Source organism: Sediminibacillus terrae, from assembly GCF_009602435.1.
GTDB lineage: Bacteria > Bacillota > Bacilli > Bacillales > Amphibacillaceae > Sediminibacillus > Sediminibacillus terrae.
Genome location: NZ_VZDQ01000002.1, coordinates 16,672 through 38,051 on the forward strand (window position 1 = coordinate 16,672; position 21,380 = coordinate 38,051).

Genomic DNA, 21,380 nt, shown 5'->3' on the forward strand with positions numbered 1-21,380 from the left:
AATTTCCAAATAAAAACTTTACGTGCTGATTTTTATCATCGTTCCTGTTTACCAACCTAACAACCAATAGAAGAATACGGTTCTATACATTTTTCTTGACCATATAGAAATCAGAACAAGAAAACCTAGCGATGGCAAGATACGAAGAGTGTTTCCATCGAACGCGTATTATATTGCTGTAGCGGCACGAAGCACGCATCAAACAACAGGATGATAAGAAGTCCCAAGCAACACAAAAAACCGAACGAATTTGATTGACATTTCAAATTCGCCCGGTTTTTGCTTTGGTGGCCATGCTTTTGTCCCGGCCACTTTGATCAACTTTACCTAAAATGTTGGATGAATGCCCCTTAGCTTGCCCGATGCTCCAGCCGTAACCTGTCGGCCACCATCGCAATGAATTCGGAATTGGTAGGTTTTGCTTTGGAAATGCTCACCGTATAACCGAAAAGAGATGAAATCGACTCCATGTTCCCTCTGCTCCACGCGACTTCAATGGCATGGCGTATAGCCCGTTCTACCCGGGATGCTGTGGTATTGTACTTTTTCGCGATATCCGGGTATAGTACCTTTGTGATCGACCCTAGTAACTCGATATCTTTGTACACCATGGTGATAGCTTCACGCAAATACATATATCCCTTGATATGGGCTGGCACCCCGATCTCATGGATGATATGAGTGATACTTGTTTCCAAATCTTTTTTCCGATCATCGCGTCTTCCTTTTTGCTTGTTCGTGCTAATATTATCAAAAGAAGGAGCAATTCCATGCACTTGTCTGATTTGGTCGGCTAAACTGTCCAAATCAAAAGGTTTCAGTATAAAATAGGAAGCACCTAAATCAACTGCTTTTTTGGTTACTTCTTCTTGTCCGAAAGCTGTCAGCATGATGACGTTTGGATATTTTTCCTTTTCAAGTTCTTTTATTTTCCCCAATACCGCCAAGCCATCGATATGCGGCATTATGATGTCCAACACTAAAACATCCGGGTCTAGTTCTTCCAACATCTGCAGACAGTCTTTCCCATTATAGGCAGTACCGATGACCTCAATGTCTTCCTTGTCATCGAAATACTCCTCCATTAAATTAATTAGCTCCCGGTTGTCGTCGACTAAACAAACTTTAATTTTCTCCACTCCAAATTTCCTCCTTTTAGTAATTCCTCCCTGAGTTCCTCGTTATGATTTCGACACAAATGCGATATTTCCTTCTTTTCTGGAAAAAACATTGGATTTTTTTCTATTTTCTTTTAATAGCTTTTATATACTTCATTTTTCTCTCTATTACGACAATTATTTCGTCGTTACAACGCGTTTTTGTCGAAAAATCTTTATTTACTTAATTGTAGCACATCTTTTTGCAGAAGGGGATTTAATCAAAAAAATAACCCTTATCTTTGTTTCAGATAAGAGTTATTTTTCGATGTTCAGCCTGCTTTTTGTTCACTGCCATAAATATCTATACCTGCTTCATCCAGCATCCACTCGATGTGCACTCCATAACCGGAGGTCGGATCGTTGACAAATACATGGGTTACCGCGCCGATCACTTTTCCATCCTGAATGATCGGACTCCCGCTCATTCCCTGGACAATCCCTCCCGTTTGCTTTAGTAATTCCTTATCCGTAATTTTGATAATCATCCCTTTTGTGGCGGGGAACTTTTGCGGTACGCTACTGACAATTTCCACATCGAACTCTTCCACTTTTTCTCCATGGACGACTGTCAGGATTTTTGCCGGACCTTCTTTCACTTCGTGCGAAAGCGCAATAGGCATTGCTTTATCCATCTTTCCGTTCTTGATGTCTTCATCCAACTTACCGAAAACGCCGAATGGTGTATTTTTCGTAATGTTGCCTAACTTCTTTTCATCAGCCGAAAACTCAGCCCGTTTTTCCCCTGGAGTCCCATTATTCCCTTTCTCAATAGCTTTAATGTTGGAGCGGACAATTGTTCCTTTATGAATTTCTATCGGTTTTCGGGTATCCATATCGGAAATGACATGACCCAAAGCCCCATACTTTTTGGATACCGGATCGTAAAAGGTCATTGTTCCGATACCTGCTGCTGAATCCCTTATATACAATCCTATCCGGTAATCATCCTCTTTGGCATCCAAGTAAGGTGTCAGTTCAGTATCAAACGTTTTGTCGCCACGCTTTACGGTGACCTGCAGTGGTTTCCCATCATTCCCTGCTTTTTCTACGAAAGGAGCCACTTCCGCTATCTTCTTTATTTCTTGTCCATTTATTTTCAACAGGATGTCGCCAACCTGAATATCCGCTTCCTCGCCTGGGGAAACCTTTCCTTCAGCGGTTGTAATTTGATGGTGACCCACTACCAGAACACCGAGGGTATGAAGATTGACGCCGATGGACTGTCCACCCGGTATGATACGAAAATCATCCAAAACATCGACATTCACTTTTTTAATTGGCAATCCAGCCAGTTCATAGACAATGTCAGCCGTCCCCATCCCTTTTGCAGCAAAGGACGCTTCACCTGCTTCCTCTATGACATCTTCATCACTGCTGGCCATCGAGACATGCGTGCTGACAGCTGGCATATGGATTCCTTCCTGGTTCATAAATGTAGTGATATGACCAGGTATCATGAGAAAATCTTTAACCGGTAAAAAAGGAATACACAGGAAAGCAACAAGGAGCGTTATTCCTATGCCATTGCGAAATCCTTTAAATTTCATGCTTCACTCTCCTCGTTCCTAACCCATACCAATAATTTTATTTCTGTAGTTCTAATTTGGCCTTACAGCTGCTTTTTTAAACACTGTAAAGATGAGAAATGCCGGCGATAATTTCCTTATATGCTTGGAATTAATCGTTTAAAAAAAGGGATAATATAAAAGAAAAGCGCAATTGCCTGTTTAAAAGGCTACATTAGTCGTGACCTGCAGCATTGCCCGCGCGAAATACATCGTATTCCTGGCCTCCGGCAAACTTAAGACCGGCGGAACTTTCATTTTTTTTTTAATGAATCCATATGAAAACCCTTGCCGGCGGCAAGGGTCATCCTTGATCTTTTTTGAATTTTTCTGCAAGCTTAATCAATTCTCTGGCATGTTCCTTCGTCGTGTCCGTCATTTCTGCTCCGGTGATCATCCGGCTGATCTCTTCCACGGAAGATTCCGTATCCAGTTCCACGACAGAAGTGCTCGTCCTTTCATCTGATACATGCTTTTCAATTAAAAGATGGGTATCTGCCATCGATGCGACCTGTGGGAGATGGGAAATACATAAAACCTGGGAGCCGCTCGAGATGCCGTGAATTTTTTCCGCAATCGCCTGCGCCACCCGTCCGCTTACTCCGGTATCAACCTCGTCAAAGATGACACTGGTCACCCCCTGGTGCTTGGAAAAGATTTTTTTCAGGGCTAACATGATTCTGGATAGCTCTCCACCTGATGCCACTTTATTGATTTCTTTGAGCGGCTCCCCTGGATTGGTAGTGATCAAAAATTTCACAAGGTCAAACCCATTGGCCTGCATACTGACAGGAATTCCTTCTAATTGCGGATCCCCTTCTTTTCCCCGTCTCATTTGTATATCGACCCCGAATGCCGCTTTTTCTAAGTAAAGATCTTTCAGTTCTTGGTGTATGGAGTCAGACAAGGTTTCTGCAGCCTTTTTTCGGATATCATGCATTTGCCTCGCTTCCAAAAGAGCATCTTCCCCAAGTTCTGCAATTTGATTTTGCAGCTTGGATAAATGGGATTCACGATTGGTAATTTGATCAATTTCATCTTCGACTTCGGCTGCGTATTCCAGTATTTCCGTTACTGTTTGGCCATATTTCTTTTTTAAGCGGTTGATTTCATTCAACCGACTTTCTATGACATTCAATCGTTCCGGGTCGAATTCCATGGAGTCGAGGAAATTCCGCAAATCAAATGTGAATTCCTCGAGTACGTAATAGTGATTAGAAAACTCTTCTTTTTTAGAAGCGACTTCTTCATCATACTCACTTGCACTTTCCAAACCGTTCAATGCAAGCGAAAGCCAATCAAGCCCTTTCTGCTCACCATACAGCGCATTGTAAGCATCATGTATTCCTTGATATATTTTTTCATAATTGTTCAGCTTGTCGCGTTCTTCGCTTAACGTTTCATCTTCCAGTGGAGACAGTTCTGCCTCTTGAATTTCATTCAACTGAAATTCAAGTAAATCGAGCCGCTGAACCATCTCCTGCTCATTTTCACTTAGTTCCCGATAACGCTTCCTTAACGCTTGGAATTTGTCAAACAGTCGGAGATAATCTGATTTTACTTGTCCCAGCTCGTCTCTTACATAAAGATCCAGCAATTCAATATGCCTGTCCACTTCCATTAATGATTGCGTCTCGTGTTGGCTGTGTATATCGATAAGCGTCTTACCGAATTCTTTCAATATCGCCAATGTGACTAATTTTCCGTTCACTCTGCAAATACTTTTCCCATTGGCAGTAATCGTACGGTGAAGGACAATCATGCCGTCTTCATTGATATCTATCCCAAAATGGCGCCCTTTTTCATAAATAGGATGATGGGGATCATCCATGATGAATAAACCTTCTATATCGGCTTTCTTTGCACCATACCTGACAAACTCTACCGACCCTCTGCCGCCGGTCAACAATTGGACGGCATCGATAATGATCGATTTGCCTGCCCCGGTTTCGCCTGTTAACACAGTCAAGCCTTCATTGAATGTGATCGATATTTCATCAATTATCGCGAAATCCTTGATAGACAATTCAGTTAACAAGTAAAAGCCACCTCATTTTTTTTAAAGTAAACCTGTTATAACATTTCCAACAGTCTGTTTTTGATTTTTTGTGTGTCCTTTTCGGTACGGCAGATGATCAAACAAGTATCATCGCCACATATCGTCCCCATGATTTCCGTCCAATCAAGGTTGTCGATCAGCGCACCAAGTGCTTGTGCATTCCCAGGAAGGGTTTTTAATACAATAAAATACCCAGCTGTATCGATTCGGACAAATGCATCCATTATCAACCGTCTAAGTTTCTCCAGCGGATTGAAGCGCTGGTCGGCAGGAAGGCTGTATTTATATTGGCCATCAACGGTCGGCACTTTGACAAGGTGCAATTCTTTAATATCCCTGGAAACAGTAGCCTGCGTGACATTGTATCCCAAGTCACGCAGCTGCTCTACAAGTTCGTCCTGGGTTTCAATATCGTTATCGGTTATCAACTCTCTAATTTTTATATGCCGTTGCCCTTTTGTCATTTTCCCCCTCCTTCATTTAAAAAAATCTTGATTCTCGATATTTAGATCGACAAAGGAAAAGGGCTACAGAAAATGTAGCCCTGCTTATACATGTTTCTGATGTGTCTCGTGTGCTTCCTTGACTACAAGGTCCATTTCGACATCAGGCATGTTATTTCCTGCTTCTCCTCCATCATAAACAAAATAGGCTAAAAACTCGATATTTCCGTCCCCTCCGGTAATGGGGGAGAAGGTGAGTCCTTTAACTGAAAACCCCTCTGCCACGGCAAATGAGAGGATGTCCCTCAAAACTTGGCGATGTACAGCCGCATCCCTGACAATCCCTTTTCGGCCTACCTGTTCTCGCCCTGCTTCGAATTGCGGCTTGATTAAAGCGACAATTTCCCCTTTGTTTTTGATCAGATTCGCCAGCACTGGAAGAATCAGCTTCAAAGAGATAAAGGAAACGTCGATGGATGCAAAATCCGGTATCCCTTTTTTCAGCATGTCCGGTTTTACATACCGAAAATTCGTCCTTTCCATCACTTCTACTCTTTCATCATTTCTCAGTTTCCAATCCAGCTGGTTATAACCGACATCTATTGCATAACTAAATTCGGCCCCATTTTGCAAGGCACAATCTGTAAAACCACCTGTAGACGAACCAATATCGATCACTTTTTTTCCATGAAGATCAATGCCGAAATGCTTGATGGCTTTTTCTAATTTCAATCCGCCTCTGCCCACATACGGAAACAACTTACCCTTCACGGTTAGTGGTATATCTTCATCCACTTTCACTCCAGGCTTGTCCAGACGGGTATGTTCAGAATAGACTAGACCGGCCATGATGGAGCGTTTGGCCTTCTCTCGTGTTTCAATCAACCCTCTGTCAACCAACAGAGTGTCAAGCCTTGTTTTTTTACTCAAAATCGATCATGCCCTTTGCTGTTTACTTGGCAGCATACGCTGTACGTGTTGTATTGCTTGTTCCTTCGTCAACCCGATTTCTTCTAACAACTGCTCCACTTTGCCGTGTTCAATATAGCGATCCGGTATGCCCATCCGATTGATTGTCTGGTTCTGGTAACCATTTTCCTCGGCGAACTCCAAAATGGAACTGCCGAATCCACCTTTTAATACAGCTTCTTCAATCGTCAGGATCGGCATGTTCATGGACATCAACTCATGAAGCATCCGTTCATCGAGCGGCTTGATGAACCGCGCGTTGACAACTTTTACAGAGATTCCCTTTGCCTGCAATTCCTTACTTGCCTGCATAGCCATCGGTATGGTCGTTCCAAAAGTCAGAATAGCAGCATCAGTGCCCTCTTTCAAGACCTCCCAGCTGCCGATTTCAAGGGAATGGAACGCTTCGTCCATGGCGACGCCAAGTCCATTGCCACGAGGATAACGGACAGCAATCGGGCCATCGTCGTATTCGACCGCGGTATGGACCATATGCTGGCACTCGTTTTCGTCTTTTGGCATCATCACGACCATATTGGGAATGCTCCGCAAAAAGGATATATCAAAGACCCCCTGATGCGTTTCTCCGTCTGCTCCCACGAGACCCGCGCGGTCAATTCCGAATATAACATTCAAGTTTTGACGACAAACATCATGGACCAATTGGTCGTAAGCACGCTGAAGGAAAGTCGAATAAATCGCTAAAAATGGCTTCATACCCTGGGTAGCTAGTCCTGCTGACATAGTTGCAGCATGCTGTTCGGCAATGCCGACATCGAAAAGCCGTTCAGGAAACTCCTTTTGGAACTTTTCCAACTTCGAGCCCAGGATCATTGCAGGGGTAATGACCGTCAATCGATCATCTTCTCTTGCTTTTTTTTGCAAAGTGCCGCTGACGACTTCACTCCATGCCGGCGGTGCATCTACTGGTTTTATTTTCTCACCTGAATCGATTTTATACGGACCGACACCATGCCACCTGTCTTTCATGTCTGTTTCCGCTGGCTGATATCCTTTTCCTTTTTGCGTAATGACATGGACAAGGACAGGACCGCCAGTTTTCTTGGCATATTGGAGATTTTCCTGCAAAGCAGTAAAATCATGACCATCTACCGGCCCGTAGTAGGTGAATCCGAACTCCTCGAACAGCATTCCCGGTACCATAAAATATTTCATACTGTCTTTGACACGTTCTGCCGTTTGAGCAAGTCGACCGCCGACAGCCGGGATTTTTTTCATCAACCATTCCATTTCGTCTTTTACCCGTTTATATTTTCCTGCACTTCTCATACGCCCTAGCGCATTATGCAAGGCACCTACATTATTGGCAATGGACATTTCGTTATCATTCAGGATGACGATGATGTCTTTTTTTTCATGGCCGATATGATTCAGCGCCTCCAAGGCCATTCCGCCGGTCAATGCTCCATCGCCGATTATCGGGACGATATGGCTGTCCTCTTTTTTCAAATCCCTTGCGATTGTCATTCCCATTGCAGCAGACAACGAGGTGGAACTGTGGCCTGTTTCCCACACATCATGCTCGCTCTCACGGACTTTCGGAAAGCCGCATAACCCTTTATATTGACGCAGCGTATCGAACTGGCCAGCACGTCCTGTCAAGATTTTATGGATATAGGACTGGTGCCCCACATCAAAAATAAATTTATCTTTCGGACTTTGAAAATGTTTATGGAGTGCCAAGGTCAACTCCACAACGCCCAAATTCGCTCCCAGGTGCCCGCCCGTAACGGACAGCTTCTCAATCAGGAACTGCCGGATTTTCGCTGCAAACTGCTCTAATTCTTCGTTTGACATGTTTTTCAAAAACGAAGGATCTTTTATTTCTATAAGATCCATGGTGGGATTCCTCCCCTTCACCTTTTATTTTCCGGCCGGTTATCACTTTCAGTCACCTGCCGGTTCCAGTTGTATTCATTCGGAATATACACTTTCCCTTAGTATAACAAATATCTTCAACGAACGTATGATAGACGATTCTGTTGACATTTGGCTTTCAATACAACTATTACCCTTTTTTAAGCAATTGTACATTGAATTTGGACTCGAGCAGAGCCACTACCTTGCCTACAAAAAAGATGATATCGGTTGAGGCGTGGATGGCAAAATACTTGCCGACTGCTTTTCCGCCGACAGTCAATGCCGCCACTAGACTGGTTAAGACTACATTGATAACAATTTGGATGGTTGAACCTTCTGAATACCCAAACCCGTTAGCTACCTGCAGGACGACAATCGCTGAAGCAGTACCACTGACGATCCCCGATATATCGCCGATTACATCGTTGCAAAAACTGGCGAAACGGTCTGCATTGCGGACAATCAGCAACGCCTGTTTGGAACCGCTTACCTTTTCCGAGGCCATTGCGTGGAATGGTGTTTCATCTGCGGCAGTAGCTGCAATACCCAGCATATCAAAAAAGATACCGATCAGCACAATAACCAATACAATCAACAAACCGATGATCCAGGCTACACCGCTGAGTACGGAAGAAGATATGACTGAAAAAATAGCCGCTAACACGAATGTGATAACGGCAATACTTAAACTAAATCGTAATGACTTTTTTAGTTGTGGTTTCATTGTTACCCTCATTAATCAGATTCTAGAATTATGTATAAGGAATGGTCATTTAAAAGGTAAAAACTGCGGCTTAGGTCCAGTAGGTTTTCCCAGATGGATACCGAATGTTGCCATTCTGGCGGTTCCCCTTTAAATCCACCTTAGCTTTGTCACCAAAAGCTAGACTGGATTACCACTTAGTCCGCACTATAATCCCTTTTAAATGTCCATTGGAACAGTCTAGGAGATTTCCTCGACAGTCTTTAGCCGTTCCCTAGCCTCTTTTGCAGCACTGATTTCAAATGGCAAAATAGCGAAATAAAAGTGGCCGCTTTTATCACGCCGTGAGCCATTATCCCCTCAGGGCCACTCAAGGCAGGCTACGCTGCGAATAGAGATTCCCTTTCCCTATTGCGCAGGTTCATACCCCATTCCATAGCAGCTACTAGGCTTAGCCGCCGCTACAGAGATGGGCCTCCGCGGAAGCAGGGTCCTCGCCCACATGCCTTTGTGGATCGCCCTGCTACCTTAACTCCCAGCACTGACCCAAGGCTGGGCGCCTCAAGCCAGCACAAGGAACTTCATCGATGTGCCCTTTGGCGGATTTTTAGGCCCGCCTTCAGGAACGGAGGACCGACTAGAATACTGCACCATTCCCATTTGATTTTTATTTTATCATAAAACCAAAAAAATCTCAATTTAATAAATAGCGGACATATCCGCCCGACCAACGAAGTGGCCAAACAGACATTTTAGCGATCACGGTTGCCGAAGTAATCGGTAATATCGACTAGGACTGAACTTTCTACACCCGCTTCTTTCAAGGCTTGTTTCGCTTTTTGTACGTACATTTCTTTTTGCTGTATGGCGCCGTCCAGGCCAAGAAGTTTCGGATAGGTGCTCTTCAAGTTGGATTCATCGCTTCCTACTGGCTTGCCGATCAACTCGGGGTCTCCTTGGACATCGAGAATGTCATCCTGTACCTGAAAAATCAAACCCAAATAGTAGGCATATTCTTGAAGGGAAGCAATTTGGTTGGCACTCGCTCCTCCGATCATGGCGCCAGCGGCAACTGCATATCGAAGAAGCCGTCCTGTTTTCAACGTATGGATTTGTTCCAGTTGCTCCAAGTCCGCCTTTTTGTCTTCAGCCTGCATATCGAGAACTTGTCCAGCTACCATACCCTTCGGTCCTGCTGCTTCTGCCAACTGTCTGATCAATTCCACTCTCTGTTCTGCGGAAATGGCCAAGTCGGAAGCGATGATTTCGAAACTATAGGTCAAAAGTCCATCGCCAGCAAGGATTGCAGTAGCTTCATCAAACTTAATATGGTTGGTCGGTTTTCCCCGGCGTATATCATCATTATCCATTGCAGGCAGGTCATCATGGATAAGTGAGTACGTATGAATCATTTCCAGAGCTGCAGCCGCAGGTATGACTGTTTCCAAGGCACCGCCATAGGACTCGCAGCTAGCAGCCATTAAAATCGGACGTAATCTTTTTCCGCCTGCTTCGGCTGAATATTTCATCGCTGCTTTGAGCTGTGTGGGTGCCTGAAGCTTTTCGATATAATCAATGATCGCTCCGTCCATCTGTAACTGTTTTTGCTTCAAATAATTTTCTAAGCTTTCTGTCACCCTATTCGTCCTCCTGAATAGAGAAAGGTACGGTTTCGCCCTGTTCATTAACTATTTTCTCCATTTGTTCTTCCACACTCGACAGCTTATCGCTGCAAAGCTTGGAAAGCTTCATCCCTTCCTGGTAATAATTGATCGCTTTTTCCAGCGGGACTTCCCCTTCTTCAAGTTTTTCCACAATTTCTTCCAACTGTTTCATTGCTTCCTCAAAACTGATTTCTTTCTCACTCATTGTTTCTCCTCCTCGATCCCCCATACCTGGCAGTCCAGCGAACCATCAAATAGTTTGACTGTCACTTGTTCCCCCGGCTGGACTTCTTTGGTAGAGGATAATACGTCACCGTTTTGCTGGTAAGTGATGGAATATCCACGCTTCATCGTATTTAACGGATTTAATAACGATAATTTATCCAGATTCTTTTGGAATCTGTTTTGTCTTGCCTGTACTTCTTTGGCAAAAGCTCGGTCAAGCCGCATACGCAGTTGGACAAGTTCGCGGTTCAAAAGCTGCGTCTTCGTTTTCGGGTGCTTGAGCATCAGCCTTTTATGAAGAGCACGGAGACTTTCTTGCTTGCTGTTGTGTCTGGCTGTCAACCCTCTGCCCAGACGTTCCACGAATTTATCGAGTTCCTGCTCTTTTTGTCGAAGTAATTGTGCAGGATAACGAAAGGCATATGCCCTTTGCAACTGGCCGAGTCGTTCTTTCGCATTGACTAACCGGGTTTTTAATGCGCGATCGAGTGAACGATCAAGAGCGATGATCCGCTCTTTGATTTCCGCTTGAGAAGGAACTGCCAGCTCTGCAGCAGCTGTCGGAGTTGCTGCGCGCATGTCTGCCGCCATATCACTGATCGTAAAGTCGGTTTCATGCCCCACTGCGGAAATAATTGGTACAGTAGAAGCGTGAATGGCCCGGGCCACCATTTCTTCATTAAAACTCCACAACTCTTCTATGGAACCGCCGCCACGGCCTACAATCAGAACATCGAACCCCCCCATCCGGCCAGCTGATTCAATGGCCTTGACGATAGAGGCAGCAGACTGAGTACCTTGCACAAGAACCGGAAACAATACAGACTTTGCGATTGGATATCGCCTGGATAGGGTGGTCATGATATCCCGGACCGCTGCACCTGTCGGCGAAGTAATCACTCCGATTTTATTCGGATATACAGGAATCGTTTTTTTTATAGAAGGATCGAATAACCCTTCTTTGCTCAACTTTTCCTTTAATTGTTCAAATGCAAGATAAAGGGCGCCGATTCCGTCAGGCTCCATTTGGGAGATATACAATTGGTACTGGCCTTGCGGCTCGTAAACGCTCAGTTCACCTTTTACCAGGACGTTCATTCCGTTTTCCGGTTTAAACTTCAAAGACCGGTTGTTTCCAGCAAACATCACTGCCTGGATCCTGGAATGATCGTCCTTCAAAGTAAGATACATGTGCCCTCTGCTATGATGCTTGAAATTGGAAATCTCGGCTTTCAACCAAACATCTTTTAAGTGCCGGTCCATTTCGAATTTCCGTTTTATATATTTTGTCAATGCGGTTACCGTTAAATATCTATCATTCATCGCTAGACACCTGCATATTTGGATTTTTTTCCATCAAGAAGCCGGGTGATGTTTTTTTGCCGACTTAATTGTATTATGTAATAACATCGTGATCGTCATCGGACCTACCCCTCTAGGGACCGGTGTTATAAAGGATGCTTTTTCCGCTGCTCCCTCAAAGTCGACGTCTCCCGTCAGTTTGCCGTTTTCCATCCGGTTCACTCCGACATCGATGACCACTGCTCCAGGCTTAATATCTTCCGCTTTGATGAAATGTTGTTTCCCAACCGCCACTACCAGAATATCAGCCTCTCTGGTGAACTTTTTCATGTTCTCTGTCCGCGAATGGCAGTATGTCACCGTAGCATGTTCATTCAACAGCAATTGACCGACCGGCTTTCCTACAATATTACTCCGCCCTACAACAACAGCATGTTTTCCAGCGATTTCTATGTTTTTTGACTTCAGCATGGTCAGGATACCGAAAGGGGTGCACGGATAGAACGTATCTTCTCCAGTAAGCATCCGCCCGATGTTAACCGGATGGAATCCATCGACATCTTTTTCCGGACTGATTGCTTCGATTACTGCTTGTTCTTCAATATGATCCGGAAGCGGTAGTTGGACAAGAATGCCATGTATATTGTCATCTGTGTTCAAATCGTCTATCAGATTGAGCAATTCCTGCTGAGAAGTTGTATCCGGTAATTTGATGAGGTTGGAATGGACGCCGACCTCGTCAGATGCTTTTTGTTTCCCTTTCACATAGGATTGGGAGGCCGGATCATCTCCTATCAGGACGACTGTCAGACCAGGTACAATCCCTTTTTTAGCAAGTTCCTTTACCTCTTCTTTCATCTCCAGTCGCAAATCTGCTGCCAAATCTTTTCCGTAAATAATTTCGGCTCCCATATTACTCTCCCCCTATTTTATCATCTTGGATAGAACGCCATTGATGAACCTTCCCGATTTTTCATCACCATAACTGTTGGCCAGTTCTATCGCTTCATTTATCGCTACGCTGCTTGGCACATCCTCTTTATAGGACAACTCATATGCAGCAATTCTCAACAACGTCCTTTCTACAGAAGCAAGTCTGTTGAACGTCCAGTTTTCCAAATTTTCATCGATTTTTTTATCGATTTCTTGTTTATGTTCAATCACCCCATATACAAGGTCTGTCAAAAAAGCATCATCCACCGGGCCATCCATCACATGCTCGATTGCCTCCTTCGGTGGTATGTCGTTGACATCCATCTGAAAAAGGATTTGGAAAGATTTTTCACGTGCTGTTCGTCTTTTCATCGTTTTATTCTCCTTTGATTACCTGTTCAAAAAGACTGGCTCGTCCTGTTTCTTTTTGAACAGCTGTTCAAGCAATACCTGTTTCAAATGATAACATGTTACAGGATACAAAGCCATTTCCAGATAATTTTCACAGAAATCATCGAAAAATACAAGCGTGCTTTCCTTTTTGCCAGGAAAAATCATAAAAACAAGGCCAGGAAGCAACTATTGCTCCCTTGGCCTTGTTTCACTGGTTAGATGGTTTCTTCTTCTGTTTCGTCCCGATCGATTTGGACACCGACAATATGGACATTTATTTCATCTATTTCAAGAGCAGTCATATTCCTCAGTGCCTGGCGGATATTGGTCTGGATTTTTTGGGCCACTTCCGGAATTCTTGAACCATAGTCCAATACGACAAATACATCTATCAGGACGCCTTTATCAGTAAGCTCGACTTTAATCCCTTTTCCGTGCGACTTTTTTCCGAACCGTTCTGCTACCCCGGATGCGAAATTACCGCGCATGGCGTAGACACCCTTGATCTCTGTGGTGGCAATCCCGGCAATAACTTCGATTACTTCCGGCGCGATTTCCACTTTCCCCAGATCAGATCCTTCGCTAACATTCAATAAAGAGTTTTCGTCCATTCCGTTCACTCCTTTTTTATGCTATTCATCTTCCATTATAGTATATTTCTCCAGAAACTTCGTATTAAAATCTCCGTCAATAAACTGTGGATGATCCATCATCCTACTATGGAAGGGAATAGTTGTGTGGATGCCTTCAATAACAAATTCGTCCAATGCCCGTCTCATTCTGTTGATTGCTTCCTGCCGGTCTGCTCCGTGAACAATCAGCTTGGCAATCATGGAGTCATAGTAAGGAGGAATACTATAACCGGGATAAGCACCGGAATCGACCCTGACACCCAAACCTCCCGGCGCGAGGTACATATCGATTTTGCCTGGAGAAGGCATAAATTGCTTAAACGGATTTTCGGCATTTATTCTGCACTCAATCGACCAGCCTTCAAACTCGATATCTTCCTGTGTTACCGATAATGGTTGATTGTTGGCGATATTGATTTGTTCCTTGATCAAATCGATTCCGCTTACCATTTCGGTTACCGGATGTTCTACTTGAATACGAGTATTCATTTCCATAAAATAGAATTTTTCTTCTTTTTTATCGAAAATAAACTCGATCGTACCGGCTCCTGAATAATCAACCGCCAATGCAGCTTTGACTGCTGCGTCGCCCATTTTTTTTCTGATTTCCGGTGTTACTGCCGGTGATGGTGACTCTTCAATCAGTTTTTGCAGACGACGCTGAATGGTGCAATCACGCTCGCCGACATGGACTGCATTCCCATGATTGTCCGCCAAAACTTGAATTTCCACATGACGGAAGTCTTCAATGTATTTTTCCAGATAGACACCGGGATTGCCGAAAGCAGTTTCTGCTTCCTTCTGGGTTACCCGGATACCTTTGACTAATTCTTCTTCCGTTTTCGCAACGCGTATTCCTTTTCCGCCGCCACCGGCTGTTGCTTTTATGATTACCGGATAACCTATTTCTTTGGCTACACGACGTCCTTCTTCTTCGTCGGCGATAATTCCTTCTGAACCAGGGACTATCGGAACCCCGGCAGCTTTCATCGTCTCCCGGGCGACATCTTTTGTGCCCATCTTTTGAATAGCATAAGCACTCGGACCGATGAACGTAATATTGCATGCCTTGCAAATTTCAGCGAAATCAGCATTCTCTGATAAAAAGCCATAGCCTGGATGAATAGCATCCACTTCGGTTAGTGTGGCTACACTCATGATGTTTGTGAAATTTAAATAGCTGTCCTTGCTGAGTATAGGACCGATACAGTATGCTTCATCCGCGAGCTGGACATGAAGTGACTCTTTGTCACCTTCCGAATAAACCGCAACTGTTTCAATCCCCAGTTCTTTACATGCGCGAATGACTCGAACAGCAATTTCGCCTCTGTTCGCAATCAATATTTTCTTAATCACATTGTCATCCCCTTACTATGCCTTGACTCTGAATAATGGTTGTCCATATTCGACTAGTTCTCCATCTTCAACGAGAATCTCGACGATTTCACCAGATACATCTGCTTCAATTTCATTGAAAAGCTTCATCGCTTCAACGATACAGACGACGGTATCCTTATCTACTTTATCGCCTTTTTTCACAAATGCATCGCTTTCCGGTTCGGGTGAACTATAAAAGGTACCGACCATAGGCGAAACGATTTCGTGATCAAAATCTCCAGCATTTTGTTCTTTCGGCTGGGCTGGTTCCGGTTCTTCCTTCACTTGCTCCTGAGATTGGGCAGGAGCGGGTGAAGCTGCAGGAGCCGCTGTTTCCTGGCGGACAACTGGTTCGCTTACGACGGTCCTTTCCTGGATTACTTCTCCCGTTTGTTTTTTCATGGAGACTTTCGTCCCATTTGATTCATAGTCGAATTCATCAATGGAAGATTCATCGATCAACTTAATTAATTCTCTGATTTCCTGTACTTTTAACATAAAGTGGGGCACCCCTTTTTATCACAATTTAACAACAGGTACTAATAACTCCTCTTAATATTTTACGAAAACGAGAGAAAAACTTCAACTCTTCCGCCATAAGTTAGTAAGAGCAGACATATTCATTATATCTTGTTTGTACACCGCTTGTCTTCTTTTGCATTATAACAGTGCTTACAGCATGAGAGAAGAAAAAAACCGACTAACCCAGGAATGGTTTCCGGGAAAATCGGTCGAGGCTGGACATATTTAACTTGTCCGGTGCTAGCTCGCAGGTTGGAACTTCACTTCAATCGTCACTTCACCAAATTCGTCTTTCACCATTTGAATGATATTGTTCGCTTCCGTTTTGGACAATTCTTCCGCTTTGACGGTTACCACCACTTCGTTATCTTCAGACCGGACAAGCACGTCTTCATACTGATTTTCCGCCATAATGGTTTCTTCGATGATCGATTCTTTTTTTGCCGCTTCCTCAATTTGCTGCATTTCTTCATAGGCGGCATTGATTTCTTCCGTAGAAGCGGTACTTGATGCAACCGTCTCTTCTAATTCTTCTTTCTTTGCACTTCGATCATCTTGGATTTGCATTCTTATGGAGGTAAACAGCTCATCGGTGGAAGATTCAGAAACAACAGAATCCCCTTCCTCCAGTAATTCTTCATCCTCCCCTTCCACCACTTGGGAACCGTCTCCCGATGTAGCCTGATCTTCTGAATTTGCATTGTTTAAAAAGGCCAGTTCCTCGCTATTTGGAGAACTCATATAATATACACTCAGTACAATCATTAAACTTAACATTGTCAATAACCAAACGGTTTGCTTTTTCAGCATGTAAATTCCTCCTTATTAATTTTTAGGCATGACCGAAATCCGGTGTGTCGGGACATCCAATACTCTGGATACTGCTTCGACTACCCATTGCTTAACCTGCATATGGTCTACTCCTTTGGCTACTACAAGGACCCCCCTTACATCTGGCTTTTTTGTATGGACAAGAAGCGGAACTTCTTTATCACCTTGTCTGACAAGTACTACTTCCTGCTCCCTTGTAGAATCTTCAAGGGTGCGCTCTCCACCGTTCTGATCGGTTTCGTCCGTTGTCTGTGTTCCGATGATCAAGTTTTTTTCGTAAACCTTTTGCTTGGTCGAATCTAAGTTCACCATTGCTTCGACGTCGGAAACGCCTTGGATTTTTTCTAGTAATGCCGTCAGTTCACTTTCATAAGTTCCTTCCAGATCAGCTATCTCTTCGTCCTTCTCAGCTACGGCTTCTTCTTTTTTATTGAGGAAAGTTTCCTGATTTTCGTTATTGCTGTCAGGAGTGACAGATAGCATGTTATCCTCACTTTTTTCTCCAGGCGAGAATATGCCGCTGACCAAAATGAACAGCAGACCGACAAGTCCGACAATCAGCACATATGCAAGCTTTGTGGGCTTATTGTCGCCATCCTGCTTTAACTTCACGTGGGATAACAGTTTTTTCAGTGGGTTCTCCATTCTATCCCTCCCCCCAGTCAATGGTTATCGTTTGATCTTCCAATCCCCATGCTTCAAACAAAAAGGACTTGATTGGTTCTGAGTCAGGCATGTCCTCCTTTACTGGTTCTTCGCCGATATCTATGACGACCTCTTCTACCTCGCCCTCCGGACCATCATTCATTTGATGTTTCCTCAAAACAACATGGACTCCTTTTAACGTCTCGAAGGAAAGGTCTTCACCTTCTTCAAATTGAAAGGAGATATCAGCAATTTCTACGTCATGCTTTTCTTTCAACCTCTCTTCCACTTCATTTTTCATTTGGACAGCCATTTCTTCTAAAATATATGCACGTTGAGAGGCTTGTATTTCTTTTTTCTTTAAATCAATCGAATTTTTCATGTCTTCCTCCCTGCTTTCCGTATCAAATGCAGCTGAAGCATTGGACATCATCGTTTCTATATCCATTTGAAAAAGCCGGAACAGCGGTTGTAAAAAGATCAATATCAACACAAGTCCGACTACTACCTTGATGTATTTTTTCATGGAAGAATCCGGCATAAGAAGGTCGACAACCATCGCCAAAAGCAAAAACAAAATGATTTGAGTTACCCACTCCGTCAGTAAATTCAAACAACCCCCTCCCCGCTCACCGCAGCATCACCGTCAAATTGCTTGAGGCAACGAGAATGACGATAGCCAGGAAGAACATAAAAGTGACAATCAACAGGGCAGCAAAAATATAAATAATATATTTGCTAATGCTATCCATACACTCGATCACCGGCCCATCTCCAATGGGTTGCAGGAGGGCTGAAGCAAGTTTATAAATCAAGGCAATCACAAAAATTTTCACTGCAGGGAACAGAGCGATTCCAAGCACCAGGATGACACCGACCAATCCGATAGTGTTCTTCAACAAAAGAGATGCACTCAATACGGTATCCGCTGCATCAGTAAACATCCGTCCGACCACAGGAATAAAATTGCCGGTTACAAACTTAGCCGTTTTCAAAGCAATCCCATCTTGTACTGCAGTCGCTGCTCCCTGGACAGAGATAACTCCCAAGAAGGCTGTGAGGAACACCCCTAGCAGTCCTATGCCGATATTTTTCAGCAAATCGGCAAGCTGTGTTGCTTTATAATGTTCATTCAACGTACTAACGATGGACAACAACGCCGATAAAAAGAAGAGTGGCAGAACGACGACAGAAATTAACAATACGCTGATATGGATAAGAAAGACGACTGCCGGGTGAAAAAAAGAAACTGCAGCCATGCTGCCCAGAGAGGCCATCAAACCAAGCAACAAAGGGAGCAGTGCCACCATAAATCCGCTCATTAATTCGATGGAATCCTTAGCATAGGATGCAGCTGAATGGAAACTGTTCAATGCCAGGACAATCAAGACTAAGTAAACAATGGCATACGCAATTTTACTTATATTATTATTTTCAAATGAAGACTGAAGTGTTTGTAAAATCACACAAAATAATGTCAACAGTATCAACATGCCAAGTAGTTTGCCGTTGATGATCACTTCATGGAACAAATATTGAAGAATCCCTTTCGCCCAATCTTTGATCGAAAGGGACTCCTGATTTTTGATAAAGTCCATAAAAGTGGATTTTTTTAAACCTGGCAGATAACCGCCGTATTCATCGACTACATGGTTCCAGTATCCCTTTATTTCATCAAACGATATCGAATCGACTGTTTGTTCATTTAATTGCTCGAACTGGTTGGGTTCCTCGACAGCAGCCATGACAGAGGAAGGAAGGAGAATCGTTGTTGCGATCGCTGCGGCTAATAATACGAGGAATTTGATGAAATCGTGCATCTGCTTCTTTCCTCCTCTCAGGTTAAACCGGCAAAAAACCAAGGATTGTTTCTATTACAGCGGTCAAAATCGGAACTGCCAATACCAGAATGAATATTTTTCCGGCCAATTCTATCTTTGCCGCAATAGATCCAAGCCCCGCGTCGCGTGTCAAATGGGCACCAAAATCCGCAATATAGGCAATACCGATTATTTTTAAAATCGTTTCTATATAGATACCATTTATATTCGCTTTTTGTCCTAGATTGTTTATCAGTGAAAAAATTTCTGCGATATACTGTATGACAGCGAGAAAAATGATAATCCCAGTAATAAGAATCAACAGGAATGCCATCGACGATTGCTGGTCTTTCAAGAGGATATATAATAAACTTGCCACGATACCCAAGCTGACAATGTGAAAGATTTCCATGGCTATCCCTGGAAAAGGAATACAGATTTTATTTGGTTGAACAAGTCAGCAATTTCATCGATAACGATGATCATCACGATGATAAATCCGACGACCGTAGCGAAATGGGCTATATCTTCTTTCCCCATTTGCTTTAGAATCGTGTGAATCATGGCAACAATGATTCCAATACCTGCTATTTGAAATAGAACGGCGGCCTCACCTAGCATGTAAAGTTTACTCCTTTCTTGTCTATATCAAGAGTAGGACGACTAATAATCCTGTTAAAAAACCAAGACTTTTCACCATTTTGCTATACTTCAGCTGTTGATCCTGTGCTTCCTCCAGCTCTCTGTCCAGATGTGTCAGCGCTAATTGAATATGTTTTTGCTGTTGGGAGAAGTCATGCTGTCCCAGTGTCCTGCCAAATTGTTTCAAAATCTCCTTCTCGCTGTCTTTCAAAGCTGCATGCGGCCAAAACCGTTCAAGATTGTTTTTCCATATGTGATATAGATCGGTAGTACTGCCATGCAAGTCTTCATGCACCGATTGAAAGAACAGCGACACTGGCTTCGGCAGTTGTTTTGCCAAGGTTGCACATGCTTCCCCCAATGGGGCCTGACTGTATAAAATTTCAGCCTCCAATATTTGAAGAGCACTTTTCAACTGACGGATTTGCAAAGGCCGATCGGTCAATTTTCTCGAAAATTCAAATCCTGCCCACGTAGTTGCGCAAAGCAGTAGAATCGCTCCTATCCACTTCATTTTGTCTGCACCTCTGTTTCCTCTCGATACGCTCTCCGTTTCCGTTTAATATCCATTTCACTGTCCCGGGAGTCGCTTTTCTCTCTAACACAATGTATCGTTGAAAAGCGTTGCTTTCGAAAAGCGGCAGAAGAGAAGGGCGTTTTTTCAATTCATGCAGATAATCACCGTGAATGGAACAAATTACTTTCACCCCTGCATAAATCGCTTCCATCAAGGCTTGTACATCCTGTTTGCTGCCGATTTCATCAACAAGCAAAACCTCTGGTGACATAGACCGGATCATCATCATCATACCGTCTGCCTTTGGACAAGCATCCATGATATCAGTTCGTGGTCCAAGGTCATGTTGTGGTATTCCATCTACACTGCCCCCGATTTCGGACCGTTCATCGATGACCGCCGCCTTCCTGCCTGCTGCTTGTCCCCAGCCTGATGATACCAACCTCACGATATCTCTCAGCATCGTCGTCTTCCCGGTTTGCGGTGGGCCGATAATCAAGGTATTCAAGTAATTTTTCTCATATAGAAACGGAATGATCCTTTTCCCGCTTCCCTGTTTTTCTTTGGCAATCCGTATATTGAAAGAGGAAATATCCTTTATCGCTTTAACTGCGCCTTTTACTGTATTCACCTTGCCAGATAGACCGATTCGATGACCGCCTTCTATCGTGATGAACCCCTCGCGCAATTCATCCTCCAGGCGATAAAGGGAAAATTGACTAATCTGATTCAATAGAAAAATGCCATCTTCCTTCATGGGTTTCAGCCCATCCACCCATTCACTACCATTGTCAAAAATAAGTTCAATCGGACGGGACAGCCTTATTCTTATTTCCTGAAGACTTGTCCATCTCTTGCCGACGATCCTGGCAAGGCCTGTCCTGGACGGTTCTGAAAACAACCGTAAAATTTCTTCCATGAAACCACCCTCGCTTTTTCAACACACTTTGAGTTCATGGGAAGTGATGAAAACCGGGGTTTGCAACCCTTCGTATCACTTCTATAACCCCTACCAACAATGTATGCTGAACACCTTCAAATATGACAAACGAAAAGCACAGAAACTGAAAGGATAAACCACGGATGTAAGAAAAAAA

The 21,380-nt window shown here is 43.7% G+C and carries 23 protein-coding genes; all 23 read right to left on the reverse strand.

What is annotated here, in order from left to right; genetic code table 11:
• Window positions 1-350: 350 nt before the first annotated feature.
• The 23 genes from spo0A to spoIIIAA all read right to left on the reverse strand — a co-directional run bounded on the left by spo0A (window position 351) and on the right by spoIIIAA (window position 21,202).
• Window positions 351-1,139, reverse strand: coding sequence for a sporulation transcription factor Spo0A (spo0A, locus tag F6X55_RS00625; RefSeq protein ID WP_026570001.1), 789 nt, complete (start codon window positions 1,137-1,139; stop codon window positions 351-353).
• 290 nt (window positions 1,140-1,429) lie between these two features.
• On the reverse strand, window positions 1,430-2,707 hold the full coding sequence (gene spoIVB, locus F6X55_RS00630; RefSeq protein WP_026771187.1) for a SpoIVB peptidase: 1,278 nt from the start codon (window positions 2,705-2,707) through the stop codon (window positions 1,430-1,432).
• Window positions 2,708-3,029: 322 nt separating this feature from the next.
• The gene (gene recN, locus F6X55_RS00635; protein ID WP_026569999.1) at window positions 3,030-4,763 is read right to left on the reverse strand and encodes a DNA repair protein RecN; all 1,734 of its coding nucleotides are present in this window, start codon (window positions 4,761-4,763) and stop codon (window positions 3,030-3,032) included.
• Window positions 4,764-4,798: 35 nt separating this feature from the next.
• Complete coding sequence (gene ahrC, locus F6X55_RS00640) at window positions 4,799-5,248, reverse strand: transcriptional regulator AhrC/ArgR (RefSeq protein ID WP_026569998.1); 450 nt, start codon at window positions 5,246-5,248, stop codon at window positions 4,799-4,801.
• An 84-nt stretch (window positions 5,249-5,332) separates the two neighbouring features.
• Entirely contained in the window at window positions 5,333-6,160 is an 828-nt protein-coding gene (locus tag F6X55_RS00645) for a TlyA family RNA methyltransferase (protein WP_035426691.1), read from the reverse strand.
• A 3-nt stretch (window positions 6,161-6,163) separates the two neighbouring features.
• Window positions 6,164-8,056, reverse strand: a complete 1,893-nt coding sequence (dxs, locus tag F6X55_RS00650) for a 1-deoxy-D-xylulose-5-phosphate synthase (RefSeq protein WP_153461525.1) — start codon at window positions 8,054-8,056, stop codon at window positions 6,164-6,166.
• Window positions 8,057-8,225: 169 nt separating this feature from the next.
• Window positions 8,226-8,801: a hypothetical protein gene (locus F6X55_RS00655; protein ID WP_026569995.1), complete on the reverse strand. Its 576-nt coding sequence runs from the start codon at window positions 8,799-8,801 to the stop codon at window positions 8,226-8,228.
• Between the two features lie 731 nt (window positions 8,802-9,532).
• Window positions 9,533-10,417 (reverse strand): polyprenyl synthetase family protein, encoded by an 885-nt coding sequence (locus F6X55_RS00660; RefSeq protein ID WP_026569994.1) that lies wholly within the window; start codon window positions 10,415-10,417, stop codon window positions 9,533-9,535.
• Window position 10,418: 1 nt separating this feature from the next.
• Window positions 10,419-10,649: an exodeoxyribonuclease VII small subunit gene (locus F6X55_RS00665; RefSeq protein WP_026569993.1), complete on the reverse strand. Its 231-nt coding sequence runs from the start codon at window positions 10,647-10,649 to the stop codon at window positions 10,419-10,421.
• The gene (gene xseA, locus F6X55_RS00670) at window positions 10,646-11,992 is read right to left on the reverse strand and encodes an exodeoxyribonuclease VII large subunit (RefSeq protein ID WP_153461527.1); all 1,347 of its coding nucleotides are present in this window, start codon (window positions 11,990-11,992) and stop codon (window positions 10,646-10,648) included. The genes F6X55_RS00665 and xseA overlap by 4 nt, the downstream gene beginning before the upstream one ends.
• Window positions 11,993-12,025: 33 nt before the next feature.
• Window positions 12,026-12,883, reverse strand: coding sequence for a bifunctional methylenetetrahydrofolate dehydrogenase/methenyltetrahydrofolate cyclohydrolase FolD (gene folD / locus F6X55_RS00675; RefSeq protein WP_026569991.1), 858 nt, complete (start codon window positions 12,881-12,883; stop codon window positions 12,026-12,028).
• A gap of 12 nt (window positions 12,884-12,895) precedes the next feature.
• Window positions 12,896-13,276: a transcription antitermination factor NusB gene (nusB, locus tag F6X55_RS00680; RefSeq protein ID WP_026569990.1), complete on the reverse strand. Its 381-nt coding sequence runs from the start codon at window positions 13,274-13,276 to the stop codon at window positions 12,896-12,898.
• A 236-nt stretch (window positions 13,277-13,512) separates the two neighbouring features.
• The gene (locus tag F6X55_RS00685) at window positions 13,513-13,908 is read right to left on the reverse strand and encodes an Asp23/Gls24 family envelope stress response protein (protein WP_026569988.1); all 396 of its coding nucleotides are present in this window, start codon (window positions 13,906-13,908) and stop codon (window positions 13,513-13,515) included.
• Between the two features lie 21 nt (window positions 13,909-13,929).
• A complete protein-coding gene (gene accC / locus F6X55_RS00690; RefSeq protein WP_026771185.1) occupies window positions 13,930-15,285 on the reverse strand; it encodes an acetyl-CoA carboxylase biotin carboxylase subunit in 1,356 nt (451 codons plus the stop codon).
• Between the two features lie 15 nt (window positions 15,286-15,300).
• Window positions 15,301-15,804 (reverse strand): acetyl-CoA carboxylase biotin carboxyl carrier protein, encoded by a 504-nt coding sequence (gene accB / locus F6X55_RS00695; protein WP_026569986.1) that lies wholly within the window; start codon window positions 15,802-15,804, stop codon window positions 15,301-15,303.
• 264 nt (window positions 15,805-16,068) lie between these two features.
• Window positions 16,069-16,638: a SpoIIIAH-like family protein gene (locus tag F6X55_RS00700; protein WP_026569985.1), complete on the reverse strand. Its 570-nt coding sequence runs from the start codon at window positions 16,636-16,638 to the stop codon at window positions 16,069-16,071.
• 15 nt (window positions 16,639-16,653) lie between these two features.
• Complete coding sequence (spoIIIAG, locus tag F6X55_RS00705; RefSeq protein ID WP_026569984.1) at window positions 16,654-17,304, reverse strand: stage III sporulation protein AG; 651 nt, start codon at window positions 17,302-17,304, stop codon at window positions 16,654-16,656.
• Window position 17,305: 1 nt separating this feature from the next.
• Entirely contained in the window at window positions 17,306-17,917 is a 612-nt protein-coding gene (gene spoIIIAF / locus F6X55_RS00710) for a stage III sporulation protein AF (RefSeq protein ID WP_153461529.1), read from the reverse strand.
• Window positions 17,918-17,933: 16 nt separating this feature from the next.
• Entirely contained in the window at window positions 17,934-19,124 is a 1,191-nt protein-coding gene (gene spoIIIAE / locus F6X55_RS00715; protein ID WP_026771183.1) for a stage III sporulation protein AE, read from the reverse strand.
• 22 nt (window positions 19,125-19,146) lie between these two features.
• Complete coding sequence (gene spoIIIAD / locus F6X55_RS00720; protein WP_026569981.1) at window positions 19,147-19,536, reverse strand: stage III sporulation protein AD; 390 nt, start codon at window positions 19,534-19,536, stop codon at window positions 19,147-19,149.
• 2 nt (window positions 19,537-19,538) lie between these two features.
• A complete protein-coding gene (gene spoIIIAC / locus F6X55_RS00725) occupies window positions 19,539-19,745 on the reverse strand; it encodes a stage III sporulation protein AC (RefSeq protein ID WP_026569980.1) in 207 nt (68 codons plus the stop codon).
• A gap of 22 nt (window positions 19,746-19,767) precedes the next feature.
• Window positions 19,768-20,280 carry a stage III sporulation protein SpoIIIAB gene (gene spoIIIAB / locus F6X55_RS00730; protein ID WP_153461530.1) on the reverse strand — a complete coding sequence of 171 codons (513 nt, stop codon included), beginning with the start codon at window positions 20,278-20,280 and terminating at the stop codon, window positions 19,768-19,770.
• Window positions 20,225-21,202, reverse strand: coding sequence for a stage III sporulation protein AA (spoIIIAA, locus tag F6X55_RS00735; RefSeq protein ID WP_026569978.1), 978 nt, complete (start codon window positions 21,200-21,202; stop codon window positions 20,225-20,227). Before spoIIIAA ends, spoIIIAB begins: the two co-directional genes overlap by 56 nt.
• Window positions 21,203-21,380: the final 178 nt, after the last annotated feature.